General features: G+C 38.6%; 13 protein-coding genes. 3 read left to right on the top strand and 10 right to left on the bottom strand.

Features of this window, described 5'->3' with window-relative positions:
- The 4 genes from AC0C45_RS03180 to AC0C45_RS03165 all read right to left on the bottom strand — a co-directional run bounded on the left by AC0C45_RS03180 (position 1) and on the right by AC0C45_RS03165 (position 4,163).
- Positions 1-882 carry a 2-dehydropantoate 2-reductase gene (locus tag AC0C45_RS03180; RefSeq protein ID WP_237892921.1) on the bottom strand — a complete coding sequence of 294 codons (882 nt, stop codon included), beginning with the start codon at positions 880-882 and terminating at the stop codon, positions 1-3.
- A gap of 158 nt (positions 883-1,040) precedes the next feature.
- Positions 1,041-2,582, bottom strand: coding sequence for an acyl-CoA carboxylase subunit beta (locus AC0C45_RS03175; protein ID WP_472927896.1), 1,542 nt, complete (start codon positions 2,580-2,582; stop codon positions 1,041-1,043).
- A 19-nt stretch (positions 2,583-2,601) separates the two neighbouring features.
- Positions 2,602-2,814 (bottom strand): biotin/lipoyl-containing protein, encoded by a 213-nt coding sequence (locus AC0C45_RS03170; RefSeq protein WP_013058971.1) that lies wholly within the window; start codon positions 2,812-2,814, stop codon positions 2,602-2,604.
- Complete coding sequence (locus AC0C45_RS03165; protein ID WP_237892923.1) at positions 2,811-4,163, bottom strand: acetyl-CoA carboxylase biotin carboxylase subunit; 1,353 nt, start codon at positions 4,161-4,163, stop codon at positions 2,811-2,813. The genes AC0C45_RS03170 and AC0C45_RS03165 overlap by 4 nt, the downstream gene beginning before the upstream one ends.
- Positions 4,164-4,476: 313 nt before the next feature.
- Between AC0C45_RS03165 and AC0C45_RS03160 the strand changes: the two genes are divergently transcribed.
- Positions 4,477-4,947: an N-acetyltransferase gene (locus AC0C45_RS03160; protein ID WP_013058973.1), complete on the top strand. Its 471-nt coding sequence runs from the start codon at positions 4,477-4,479 to the stop codon at positions 4,945-4,947.
- 81 nt (positions 4,948-5,028) lie between these two features.
- Here AC0C45_RS03160 and AC0C45_RS03155 read toward each other — a convergent pair whose 3' ends face one another.
- The 4 genes from AC0C45_RS03155 to AC0C45_RS03140 all read right to left on the bottom strand — a co-directional run bounded on the left by AC0C45_RS03155 (position 5,029) and on the right by AC0C45_RS03140 (position 7,504).
- Positions 5,029-5,631, bottom strand: a complete 603-nt coding sequence (locus AC0C45_RS03155; RefSeq protein WP_013058974.1) for an RsfA family transcriptional regulator — start codon at positions 5,629-5,631, stop codon at positions 5,029-5,031.
- A gap of 178 nt (positions 5,632-5,809) precedes the next feature.
- A complete protein-coding gene (locus tag AC0C45_RS03150; protein ID WP_013084864.1) occupies positions 5,810-6,577 on the bottom strand; it encodes an enoyl-CoA hydratase/isomerase family protein in 768 nt (255 codons plus the stop codon).
- Between the two features lie 169 nt (positions 6,578-6,746).
- A complete protein-coding gene (gene rpmF / locus AC0C45_RS03145) occupies positions 6,747-6,920 on the bottom strand; it encodes a 50S ribosomal protein L32 (protein ID WP_013058976.1) in 174 nt (57 codons plus the stop codon).
- Between the two features lie 65 nt (positions 6,921-6,985).
- Complete coding sequence (locus AC0C45_RS03140) at positions 6,986-7,504, bottom strand: YceD family protein (RefSeq protein ID WP_013084865.1); 519 nt, start codon at positions 7,502-7,504, stop codon at positions 6,986-6,988.
- A gap of 179 nt (positions 7,505-7,683) precedes the next feature.
- Between AC0C45_RS03140 and AC0C45_RS03135 the strand changes: the two genes are divergently transcribed.
- Complete coding sequence (locus AC0C45_RS03135; protein WP_016765452.1) at positions 7,684-8,883, top strand: nucleotidyltransferase; 1,200 nt, start codon at positions 7,684-7,686, stop codon at positions 8,881-8,883.
- Between the two features lie 26 nt (positions 8,884-8,909).
- Here AC0C45_RS03135 and AC0C45_RS03130 read toward each other — a convergent pair whose 3' ends face one another.
- Positions 8,910-9,926, bottom strand: coding sequence for a SepM family pheromone-processing serine protease (locus AC0C45_RS03130; protein ID WP_280168708.1), 1,017 nt, complete (start codon positions 9,924-9,926; stop codon positions 8,910-8,912).
- Positions 9,916-10,713, bottom strand: a complete 798-nt coding sequence (locus tag AC0C45_RS03125; protein ID WP_047930807.1) for a patatin-like phospholipase family protein — start codon at positions 10,711-10,713, stop codon at positions 9,916-9,918. The genes AC0C45_RS03130 and AC0C45_RS03125 overlap by 11 nt, the downstream gene beginning before the upstream one ends.
- 466 nt (positions 10,714-11,179) lie before the next feature.
- Between AC0C45_RS03125 and ylbJ the strand changes: the two genes are divergently transcribed.
- Positions 11,180-12,391: a sporulation integral membrane protein YlbJ gene (ylbJ, locus tag AC0C45_RS03120; RefSeq protein ID WP_034649115.1), complete on the top strand. Its 1,212-nt coding sequence runs from the start codon at positions 11,180-11,182 to the stop codon at positions 12,389-12,391.
- The last annotated feature ends 55 nt before the right edge of the window (positions 12,392-12,446 follow it).

Raw genomic sequence — 12,446 nt, 5'->3', positions numbered from 1 at the left:
TTAATCACCCTTTTCTTCTTCGATTCCTTTTATTGACCCATATAAAAAGTCAACAATAGGCGTCGACGTTCTTTTTTCAGCAGCTTGTGTTTGAATATAGCCTAAAATAGCATCAATTTCTGTTTGCCGCCCCTCCTGTATATCTTTTAGCATAGAAGATTGATTTGTACTCGTGCGCGAACAAACCCCCAGCGCATTTTCCCAATAATTAAAAGCTGAATCCAGTTTTAACACAGCCGCAATCTCTTCAAACAATAGACGCATCGTTTTATAAAAGTAGCTGTTGTGAATCAGCTGCCCATTTTTTACCCGATACAGCGCCGTAAGAGGATTGATAAGCGCATTTACAACTAATTTCTTCACCAGCATCGCATACCAATCTGTTTCAATCACCCAAGGAAAATTCACAATTGGCAAGATAGACTCCATTTCTCCTCTGTACGAAGCAATACGAGTTGTTCCTATTCCTGTATGATGGACGCTATCCATATTTGTACGCATTGCCCCGTGTTCAACTGTACCCAAATAGAGAGTGCTCTGGGGGAGATTTTTAAGAATTTCAATATGGCTCATACCGTTTTGGATAAACAAAAGGGGAGTATGTATAGTAAGGGTTTTGATAAAAGGAATAATCTCTTTTAAATGATACTGTTTTACAGTAACAATGATTAAATCTGCTTCTTTTATGTTTTTTTCTAGAGGGATAGCACTGACTTTTTTAGTGTGATGTTCCCCTTGTCTATGTAAGGTAATTCCATTTTCGTTAATACACTTTGCTTGAGTTTTTGTTTTCGTATACAAGGTTACATCATAACAATCTGATAAATACGCGCTAAACAACAGACCTAATGATCCGCCTCCAATAATACCTATAGTTTTCATCGTATTTTTTGTTCCTCTTTCTATTATTGAGTTTCATTTTAGCAAAAAAATGCTTTGAATTAAATGCATTCTTAAAATTTTACCTATTCATATAGCCCGTGTGATTAAAAATCACCGGGCTTGTTATAAATTATTTAGAGTGATCCCGTTTTTTTCTATTATACGGGATACACCGGATGTTTACGACGGCTAAAGGTCACATTCTTTGTTTCATATAATCGAAAGCGGTCAATTAAAGTTCGACGCAGTTCGTTAGCAGGAACGATGTCGTCAATAATAAGTTCAGAAGCCAGCGTATAGATATCAATGTGTTCTTTATACTCCTGCTGTTTCTGTTTAACAAACATAAACCGCTCTTTCGGATCTTCAATTTCATTAATTTTATTAGAATAGACGGCATTTACTGCCGCTTCAGGACCCATTACGGCAATTTGAGCAGTAGGTAATGCAAGGCAGCAATCCGGTTCAAAAGCTGGACCAGCCATAGCGTAAAGCCCTGCGCCATAAGCTTTGCGCATAACTACGGAAATTTTAGGAACTGTAGCTGAACTCATCGCTGCAATCAATTTTGCTCCATGTCTAATGATGCCTGCTCTTTCTACTTTGGTTCCAATCATAAATCCAGGTACATCCGCTAAAAATAGCAAAGGAATATGGAAGGCATCGCACAGTTGAATAAATTTTGCGCCTTTATCTGCTGAATCTACAAACAGCACTCCTCCTTTGACCTTCGGCTGATTGGCAATAATCCCTACTACTTTTCCATCTATTCGTGCAAGCCCTGTTACCAATTCGGCGGCAAACAGTTTTTTCACTTCAAAGAAGCTCCCTTCGTCAATAAGGGTATCAATTGCTTCATAGATATCAAATGGAACATTTTGATTCTCTGGAATTAGTTCTACTAAACCCTTTGTCTGCTTAGGCTCTTTAGCTTTTTGTACTTTAGGCTTCTCTTGATAGTTTTGTGGAAAGTAGGTTAAATAAGATTTGGCATACGAAATAGCTTCTTCTTCAGAATAAGCTAACACATCTCCACATCCGCTAACGCTGCAGTGCATATGTGCTCCTCCCATTTCCTCTAGCGTAACCTTTTCTCCAATAACAGCTTCGGCCATACGTGGCGAACCTAAGTACATAGAAGCGTTTCCATCTACCATCACAACAATATCACAAAATGCAGGGATATATGCTCCTCCAGCTGCTGACGGACCGAAGAGCAAACAAATTTGAGGAATGACGCCGGAAAGTTTTACTTGATTGTGAAAGATCCGTCCAGCGCCTCGACGGTTTGGAAACATATCTAATTGATCCGTAATACGTGCTCCTGCAGAATCCACTAGGTACAGCAAAGGCACATGCAGTTTTTCTGCTACTTCTTGAATACGAATAATTTTCTCTACTGTTCTGGCCCCCCAAGACCCTGCTTTTACAGTAGAGTCATTAGCCATTACACAAACTGTTTCACCGTTTACTTTTCCAATTGCGGTTACAACACCGTCTGCCGGCAACCCTTCGGCTTTATTATTTGCAAACATGCCGTCTTCTTCATATTTCCCGTCATCAAATAAAAGCGCTAAACGATCTCTTACAAAAAGCTTCTGTTGTTTTGCAAGTTTCTCTTTGTACTTCTCCGCGTTGCCACGCTCTACTTTTTGACGATTTTCATCATATTTTTTCTGAGATTCACCTGTATGTATCATGATATCTCTCCTTTATGAGTTATGAAATAGTCACCAAAACGTCGCCTTCGTTCACAAAATCCCCCACGGCTATATGGACAGTCTCTGCAATACCAGCTTGATCGCTTTCAATAGGAATTTCCATTTTCATAGATTCTAATACAACAACAACTTCTCCTTTGGCTACACTTGCACCTTGCTGAACAAACACATTAAATACCATGCCTGCCATTGTCGCTTTAATTTCACTCATTGTGGTGCTCCTCCTTTATTTAATACGGTTGATAATAACGATGTGTTATAGGTGCCTTTTTCATATAACTCTTCATTTAACAACTGCTTAAATAGAGGAATATTCGTTTTGATTCCCTCTACAACAGCTTCCGTAAAATATGATTTAGCTAGTTCAATTGCATTTGAACGCGTACGACCAGTAATGATAACTTTTGCAATCATTGGATCATAAAAAGGTGTAACCGCATTCATATCACTGTAGCCACTGTCTACGCGCGCATAGGTTCGCTCCGGCAAGTGATAACCCGTAATTTTTCCCGGAGCCGGTAAAAAAGTAAACGGATCTTCTGCATAAATTCGAAATTCAATGGCATAGTTATTTGCTGCTATTTCCTCTTGCAGACGAGGAAGCTTTTCTCCGCGCGCAGCTAAGATCTGCCACTTAACTAAATCGACCCCTGCAATTTGCTCGGTGATCGGATGCTCAACTTGCAGCCGCGTGTTCATTTCAAGAAAATAAAAATTTTCGTCTTCATCCACGATAAACTCCACCGTACCTGCATTATAATATCCGATTGCTTTAGCCGCTTGAACGGCTTGGTTTTGCATGGCTTGTCGCGTACTTTCTTTTAAAGAAAGCGCAGGGGCTTCTTCAATCACTTTCTGATTTCTTCTTTGTACGGAACAATCGCGTTCAAAAAGATGAACGACATTACCATGCTGATCTCCAAACACCTGTACTTCGATATGTTTTGCATTTGTGATAAGCTTTTCAATAAACATTCCTTCTTGACCAAAATATGCTTTTGCTCTTGCTTTTGTTGAGGCATACACTTGTTTTACTGCTTCTTCGTTATCGCAGCGCACCATCCCAATTCCTCCGCCGCCTCCGCTTGCTTTTAACATAATGGGATATCCAATTAGACTCGCTACTTTACAAGCCTCTTCAACTGACGTCACATCGCCTTCGCTGCCGGGGACAACAGGTACACCCGCTTCTTTCATCGCGGCACGAGCAGCAATTTTGTCGCCCATCATCGAAATGATTTCGGGAGAAGGACCGATAAAACAAAAACCTTCATCAATCGCTCTTTTAGCAAATGCACTATTTTCCGATAAAAATCCATACCCAGGATGAATGGCATCTACTTTTTCTTCATGACTAATTCGCAGCAATTCTTCTACATTCAAATATGACTTTTGCACAGGAGGCTCTCCAATTCGACGTGCTTTTGTAGCTGCTTGAACATAAGGAAGCTCTACATCTGCATCGGAATAGACAGCCACCGTTTCAATGCCCATTTGTTTGCATGTATGAATAATACGAAGAGCAATTTCTCCTCGATTTGCAATCAGTATTTTTTTCACCTTTCTCTCCCCTTTCCTCAAATTTCTACTTTCCCCCATATAATTCTACAATAATTTTAAAACTCCTCTACAATTTTTGAAAACGCTTTCTATTTGAGTCTCACTTTCCTTTTGCTTCCTTTCTAAAAAGTGATGCTTATAGTAATGTATTCTTCGTATTTAACTGAAAGAATTCATTTTTCCTCATGCGCATTGAATATTCGTTCACCAATCACGAAAACAGAATATTTTGTGTTTTTGTTATATAATATTAGATGAACGAACCAAGCCAGTTCGTTTGTCTAGCAAGGAGACATAACAAGGGGGATATGGGATGAATTACGAAGTGAAGCATTTAAAAATTAATTTTAAAACGCTAGAAGAGTTCAAGAAATTCAAAGAATATGGCATTCAAGAACTTTCAATGCTAGAAGAATTACATGCCAAAATTTCCGATAATGAAATAAATTCTCCGTTTTACGGTATTTATTTTGGAAATAGCTTAGTGGCTCGGATGAGTCTCTATAAGCGAAACAAACAGTACGATCAATATTTCGAGCCGCCTCAAACGTATATTGAAGTGTGGAAACTCGAAGTGCTCAGCGATTTTCAGCGCAAAGGATTGGGTCAAACGCTCGTTGAATACGCCAAATCCTTTCAATTACCTATCAAAACAAGCCCACGAGTAAAATCGAGTGATTTTTGGTCAAAAATGGGGTTCGTACCTGTAACGTATGATATCGATCGTGATTTGGGAGAAAACCCTCTTATTTGGCTACCAAACGGTGTAAGCGAACAAAAATAAACAGCTGATTTCCAGCTGTTTATTTTATATCTATGTGGTATATATGATCAACATGAAGTAGGGAGCATTCAAACTGTCGCTTTACTTTTGAACTTTTTCTAAATTTAAATTTTTATCCACTTGAAATTTCACTTTTCTACTTTTTTCATCCTCTTTTAATACAACCATTTTACGAGCCCTCTCCATAATTTCAATAAGAGCTTTATAGTCATCTTCTACAATTAACAAGTTGTTTTGCAAAGCTTTTTTTTCTTTTTCCAAAATCGTTACTTTCTCTTGTAAACGTTCAATCTTTTGCTGCAGTTCTTCATTAGCTTCGAGAAGCTCTGACGAGTGCCTTTGCCCTTGATCTACATTTTCTAAATATTTAATTACCTCATTAAGCGAAATATGTTTCTCTGCTTCCATATATGATAAGCGTGCAGGCTGCTCGTCATCTTTTGAAACAGTTCTTGCTTTTAATTCTTTTCTCTGTTTTTTCGCAAGATCAATACCAGTCTTGTATTGTTTGCGCACAAAAGAATTCCAGCGGAAGCCACAAGCTGCTGATGTTCGTGTAAGTTTCTTCCCCACTTCTTCAAATGCAGCTAGCTGAGTGCCACCTTCACGTATATGACGCAGTACAATTTCTGCGAGTAATAAATCTTCATCATGAGTCCATGCATCTTGACGAGAAGAAGTCATTTTTCTATCCCTCCTTATCCGTACTTATTAAATGAATATGCACCTACTAGATAAGATAGACTATTGTTCCTCTTCTCAATCAAGAAAATCTTTCATATACTTGGAAGCAAAATGGGAAACCCGTGATTCTTTCATCTTTCGCTTATTCACTATATTGCTATGGAAATGCAGTTCATAACTATGTTTTTTTAACGATGACCTTTTGAACCGCTTCTTCATGCTCAGGCGACTCCCACAATATCGAACAGCGATGAATTTCTTGTTCCATCCGATTCCAAACCCGGCTTTGCTCCCATTTCTCAATAGCGATTTCTTTGTAAGCTTGCAATACCTGGGTCGGTTTATGAGTGATAGGCGCTAACCACTCCTCACACCTCATAGTTAGCTCTTTAAACGACGTGACATAGGAAAGAAATCCAATTTGCTTTGCTCGTTCTACTCCATACAGCTGAGCACTGTAGATCATTTCCATCGCCTCTTGATAACGCAGCTTTTCAAGAAGAATGGTTCCTCCTCCCCAGCCTGTTGTAATTCCTAAATTCCCTTGAATAAAGCCCATTTCGCTATGTGTTGCACTTATACGGAAGTCACATGCAATCGCAAGCTCACATCCTCCTCCAACCGATGTTCCATTCAAAAGAGCAACTGTTGGTTTTGGGAGTGTTAAAATCTCATAAAGAATTTTCCCCATTTTCGTTAACATTTGAGACGCCTCTTTCGAAGTCTTTAGCTCATGAAATACGCTTAAATCTCCTCCGCTGCAAAATGCGTCTGAACCAGCACCTGTAATTACAAAAGCTTTTACTAACTGATCATGTTTCACATAATCTACAGCTTGCTGCAGTTCATTCATAACATCATAATCAATAGCATTACGCTTTTCAGGACGATTAATCACAAACGTAGCAATGCCTTGGCTTGTAGTAAACAGCTCGCTTTTTTTCATGCTTTTTCCTCCTTATAGAAAAGATATAAATCCTTTTACAACAGTAATTGTTTATTTAAAAAGAGTTCTTGTTCTATAAAAAAAATCCTTCTCTTCCAAAGGACAGAGAAGGAAAAAAGGCAAAAAAAAATAAAAGACCCTTAAGAGGGTCTTTTATTTAAATAAGCAATTATTTGCTTACTACGTCATTTCCTTTGTAAGTACCACAAGCTTTACATACGCGGTGTGATAGTTTCATTTCACCACAATTTGGGCACTCTACCATACCAGGAACTTGTAATTTAAAGTGCGTACGACGCGTTCTTTTCTTCATTTTAGATGTTCTTCTAAAAGGTACAGCCATTATTCCCACCTCCTTAAAAGAATTTTAAAATCATATGAAGGCCCGAAAGCCGGATCTTCGCATTTTTATTTCTTTTTGTCTTTAAAGAAATTTTCGAGTACGGCTAAGCGGGGATCTACTTTTTCCTGCTTTTCTTCTTCGGTAACAACTTCCCAGTCTTTTCCTGACTGTGGAGCTGCTCCTGCCGCTTGCTGATTTTCACTAAATACCTGCAGAGGAATTTCAACAATAATTAACTCTTGAATCAAAGGTTGTAAATCAACCGTTTCTCCCTCTACAATGCGTACTTCAGCATCTTCTTCATAATCAGCATTCACATTCAATAAAAACGTTTCAGTTGCGTTAATTTCAAACGGATACGGAACGTCAACTAATGTACGAGCACAAGGCAACGTCATTTTTCCTGAAATTTTAAGGTGAAACGTTACTTTCGAAGAACTAATGTCGGCTCTTCCTTTCACGTTTACATCTGACATTCTACGAATTTGAGGATCAGCATTCATAAACTCTTTGCCGTCAATCACTTCGTCAAATGTTAGACCTTTATTTTGCAACTGATACAATTGATGTATTGTCCATTTCATTGTTAATCACCTCAAGGCAACAAAGGTTATTATAGCTTTCACAAGATTATTTGTCAATATTTTTTCTTTACACTATAATGTACTTAAATATGCTTTTTTGTAAAAATTTCTTACTTTCATAAAAAAATGTTTTTAAAACAAAGAGCTAGACTAAAAATAATAAATTAAAAGGAGACATTATGCAAGCAGTTGGAATAATTGTCGAATATAATCCTTTTCATAACGGACACGCTTATCATTTGCAGCAAGCGAAACAACAAACCGGAGCAGATTGTGTGATTGCTGTGATGAGCGGGCACTTTTTGCAGCGCGGAGAGCCTGCTCTTGTATCAAAATGGTCCCGCACAAGAATGGCTTTAGCCGCTGGTGCAGACTTAGTCGTTGAATTACCCTATGCTTTTTCTACTCAGAAAGCTGAAACATTCGCAAGCGGCGCTATTTCTATTTTAGAATCCCTTCGCGCTGACTTTATATGCTTTGGCAGCGAAAATGGCAATATTGACTCATTTACCCGCACCGCTGATTTGCTCGAAGCTCATGAATCAGAACTATCCGCTTTAATTCAACAAGAGATGAAAAAAGGGAACAGTTATCCAAAAGCAGCTTCCAATGCTTTCTTACAGCTTTTCACGAAGGCTCCTATTGATCTATCTCAGCCAAATAATGTGCTTGGAATGAGCTATGTAGCTGCCATTAAAAAACAGCATGCATCTATTAAACCATATACAATCACTCGAATTCAATCACATTATCACGATGATTCCCTGTCTTCCTCTTTTATTTCAAGTGCTACAAGCATACGTAAAGCTATTTTTGACAGCAGCAGCCATGGGGACCTGAGCAAGCACATGCCAGTTAGTACGGCAAATGAATTAACAGCTTACAAGCAAGCACACGGACAGTTTCATCATTGGGAGCATTATTTCCCATTTTTGAAATACAAATTATTAACTACTCCACTTTATGACTTACAGCGTATTTATGAAATAGAAGAAGGTATTGAACATCGGCTCCTATCTTATATTTCTTCAGCTACTTCATTTGAAGATTTTTTAACAAATGTTAAAACGAAGCGATATACGAGAACCCGTTTACAGCGCATGTGCGTTCACCTTTTAACCAATACAACAAAAAGTGAGATGCAACAAGCTGATCCTTATATTCGCTTATTGGGAATGTCAAAGACAGGACAAGGCTATTTAAAAACGATTAAGAAAAAGCTGTCCCTTCCTATTGTATCCACTGTATCGCAATGTAAACTAAAAGAAATTGATACCGATATTAAAGCGACACATGTTTATAGTATGCCGTTTCAAGAGCCTCTGCGCTCTCAATTTATGAAACAAGAATACACGCAGCCTCCTATCATTTGGCCATAAAAAAATCGTCTGCAAGAGACGATTTTTTATGGTTTCAGCTTTTCCAAATACGTTACGGCGTCCGAAAATGAATCTACGGGTACAATTTTCATATCACTGTCTATTTTTTTAGCTGTCTTCACTGCTTCTCGGTAGTTAGAGCCCGCAGCCCCTTTTTCATTTGGTGCAAAGAAAATCTCTGCTCCTTCTTTATCTGCGGCTACAATTTTTTGCGAAATACCTCCGATTGGTCCTACCTCTCCTTTATCATTGATAGTCCCTGTACCTGCAACGCGATGGCCTTTTGTCATGTCCTCTTTAACAAGCTGATTATAAATTTCAAGCGAGAACATCAGTCCAGCTGAAGGCCCTCCTATTTTTTCAGTATCAATATGTATATCGGGCTTAACTTTTAGTTCTTGGTTCGTTTCTAAGGCAATTCCTAGGCCTACTCGTTTCGGCTCGTCAGGGAATGCTTTAACTTTTAGAGTATGTTTGCTTTCTTTGCCATCTCTTTTTACATAAATTGATACTGAATCTCCTGCTTTTTTAGTCGATACGTAGTTGATTAAGTCCTCAGCAGTTTGAATTTTTTCCCCGTCTACTTTCGTCACTACGTCTCCAACATGAAGTTTTCCATGTGCAGGCATATTTTCTACGACATATGTAACATATACGCCTTTATTGAGATAGGAAACGCTCTTTCCAGCTGCTTCGTATGCTACTGAAATAGCAGCATTTTTTGACGTATCCATCATATGTAATTGCCTTGTCGAGTAATCTTCATCGCTTTCACCTTGCTGCAAAATTTGCTTTGTAGGGAAAATTTCATGAAAGTCCTGTATTTTCGCAAGACCATATGAAAGAGGAGTTGCTCTGCCCATTCTTACAGTTGTCAGCATAAACGTCCCTTTTTCATGGTATCCATCTTCTACCTTAATAATAGGCGCAAGTTCTTCTGCCATTCCAGGCTTTGTAATGTAGTACGGCAAAGGATAAAAACAAAGCATTGCCACCACTGCAATAACAGCCAAATATGCCAAAATTCTAATTCTAGATTTCACTTTTTCTGTTCTCCTTCCAATGATCAATTGCTTGCAGGATAGAAGGCAACTGCTCATGTGCTGCTTGTTCACCAATTGAAATCATTTCTTGAATGTTTGTAAACGCTCTGGAACTAAAAGTATCGAGATTAGGACGAATCATAATGTCTGAAGCAATGGTCCGATGAGCTACTAGCTCATCTTGCAAAATATCTAAACTTTGCATAATGACATCAAAAATAGAGCTGATTTCTGCATTCACTTTCGCTTTTGATACATCGACTCCAATGACAATATCAGATCCCATTTCTTTTACAACCGATACAGGAATACGGTCCACTACCCCGCCGTCTACAAGCAATCGTCCATCAATTACTTCGGGAGCAAAGATTCCTGGAATTGAAATACTTGCTCTCACCGCTTCAGCGATAGGTCCTTTTTTAAACACCACTTTCTCTCCTGTTTTCAAATCTGTCGCTACAATGGCAAACGGTACAGATAGCTGTTCAATGGTTCTATTTTGCGTAAAGGTGCGAACCAACGATTTTACTCTGTTTCCCGTAATAAATCCCATTTTAGGCACGGTAAAATCCAAATAATACTTTCGTTTGAACGTTAGCGCCATTTTATAAAGAGTTGCCAGTTCAATACCTGACGCATATAGTGCACCAACTAAAGCTCCCATGCTGCTGCCAGCTAGAAAATCAATAGGAATGTTATTTTCTGTTAGCGTTTTGATTACTCCTAAATGTGCAAAACCTCTAGCTCCACCTGAGCCTAACGCAACTCCTATTTTTGGGCTTTCCACTTTACCTGCCCCCTCGTTTTACCTTATAGACTTCTAAAAATGTAAAAACATTTGATGAGCTTCTCTATCATTGTTGCCCTGTATTCGGTAGGACTATTCTTCATTTTCTATTTGTTCATTTAGTATGAAGCTAAAGATATGTTTTGCTCAATACACGGTGGTTATTAAGCATTATACTATACTGAAGGTTGTTTTAAGAAATTCTTACTCTTCGCTTGCTGCATATACGTTTTTTTACTCCTTGACTATCCTAGGAGTGCATTGATTTATGTATATGAATTGTATTTCCAAATGTGACAAGACGCCTTTTTATTCAATATGAATTTATTTTCTCCTTACTCATAGGCATAAAGTCGATGCATAGCTTCGTATATTGATATATAGAAGAACTTGTACATTCGCCTAAAACTCCTCATTTCATTCATATCAAGATGACGTGAGCTTAGAAAAGGAGATGAATCGTTCGTTGAATAAATCAATGGTGAAAACACTTCTGCTCGGGACGAGCGTAACGCTTCTCGCTATTGCGCTTATTGTATATCCAAAAGAAGCGCTAGAAGGTTCAGTAAGAGGTCTCAACACATGGTGGAAGGTCGTCTTTCCTTCTCTGCTGCCCTTTTTTATTGTTTCAGAAATGCTTATTGGGTTTGGCGTAGTGAAGTTCATTGGGATCTTATTAGAGCCGTTTATGAGGCCTTTATTCCGAGTACCTGGAGTAGGGGGTTTTGCTTTAGCAATGGGCATGGCTTCTGGGTTTCCTTCAGGTGCAAAAATCACTTCCCGGCTGCGTCAAGAAAAGCAGCTAACAGCTATCGAAGCTGAAAGACTCGTATCATTTACTAACTCATCTAACCCTATTTTTATTTTTGGAGCTGTGGCAGTTGGCTTTTTCCACAATCCAGCTGTCGGTATCATATTAGCTCTCTCACATTACATAGGGAATATTTGTGTAGGATTGGTGATGCGGTTTTATGGATCAGCAAAACCGAAAGGACAAGTAACTCAAAAACCTTCTTTATCGTTAGCTTTTCATGAAATGCATAAAACGCGTTTAAAAGATAAGCGTCCTATCGGGAAGCTTCTAGGAGATGCGGTTACTTCTGCTGTTCAATCTCTCTTAATGATTGGCGGTTTTATCATTTTATTTTCTGTATTAAACAAACTTTTATATGTTACTCATATCACGGCCGTTTTAAGCAGCGGTCTAGCTTATTTATTTTCCCTGTGTCATATAGGGCCTGAACTGAGCCTTCCCTTTATTTCAGGGCTTTTTGAAATCACACTAGGAAGCCGTCTAGCAAGTGAAGCACCAGACACGCTGCTGTTTCATCAAATTATCATCGTTAGTTTTGTATTAGGCTTCAGCGGTTTCTCCGTTCAAGCACAAGTGGCTAGCATACTCGCCGAAACAGATATTCGATTTTTCCCGTTTTTTATTGCACGCATTTTTCACGGCTGTTTTGCGGTAGTATTCACTATCTTTCTATGGGGTCCTCTTCGAGAATCCATTACTACTTTTCAAGCATCTGAAGGAGCACTGCCGGTTTTTTCTCACTTGGAGTCCGTTACGATTCTATCGCAGTGGCTAAACGTGTACGGTCCGCTTTTAACGATTTTTACGCTGTGCTGCTATATTTATATATATTCAAAACGAACGTTTCTTCATCGTTCCCAGTAAAAAAAGAACGCGACGTTTTCTTATCGGCAAAGAAAACGTCACGTTCTTTTTTATC

Source organism: Priestia sp. VA7 (assembly GCF_055710015.1).
The sequence above is the reverse complement of the archived record's forward strand: the minus strand, read 5'-3'. Positions and strand labels throughout refer to the sequence as shown.

Bases quoted from the DNA above. Each gene is read 5' to 3' on its own strand.
- AC0C45_RS03155 (WP_013058974.1), bottom strand. From the start codon at position 5,631: ATGACTTCTTCTCGTCAAGATGCATGGACTCATGATGAAGATTTATTA.
- AC0C45_RS03160 (WP_013058973.1), top strand. From the start codon at position 4,477: ATGAATTACGAAGTGAAGCATTTAAAAATTAATTTTAAAACGCTAGAA.
- AC0C45_RS03150 (WP_013084864.1), bottom strand. From the start codon at position 6,577: ATGAAAAAAAGCGAGCTGTTTACTACAAGCCAAGGCATTGCTACGTTT.
- AC0C45_RS03140 (WP_013084865.1), bottom strand. From the start codon at position 7,504: ATGAAATGGACAATACATCAATTGTATCAGTTGCAAAATAAAGGTCTA.
- rpmF (WP_013058976.1), bottom strand. From the start codon at position 6,920: ATGGCTGTACCTTTTAGAAGAACATCTAAAATGAAGAAAAGAACGCGT.
- AC0C45_RS03180 (WP_237892921.1), bottom strand. From the start codon at position 882: ATGAAAACTATAGGTATTATTGGAGGCGGATCATTAGGTCTGTTGTTT.
- AC0C45_RS03135 (WP_016765452.1), top strand. From the start codon at position 7,684: ATGCAAGCAGTTGGAATAATTGTCGAATATAATCCTTTTCATAACGGA.
- AC0C45_RS03170 (WP_013058971.1), bottom strand. From the start codon at position 2,814: ATGAGTGAAATTAAAGCGACAATGGCAGGCATGGTATTTAATGTGTTT.
- AC0C45_RS03175 (WP_472927896.1), bottom strand. From the start codon at position 2,582: ATGATACATACAGGTGAATCTCAGAAAAAATATGATGAAAATCGTCAA.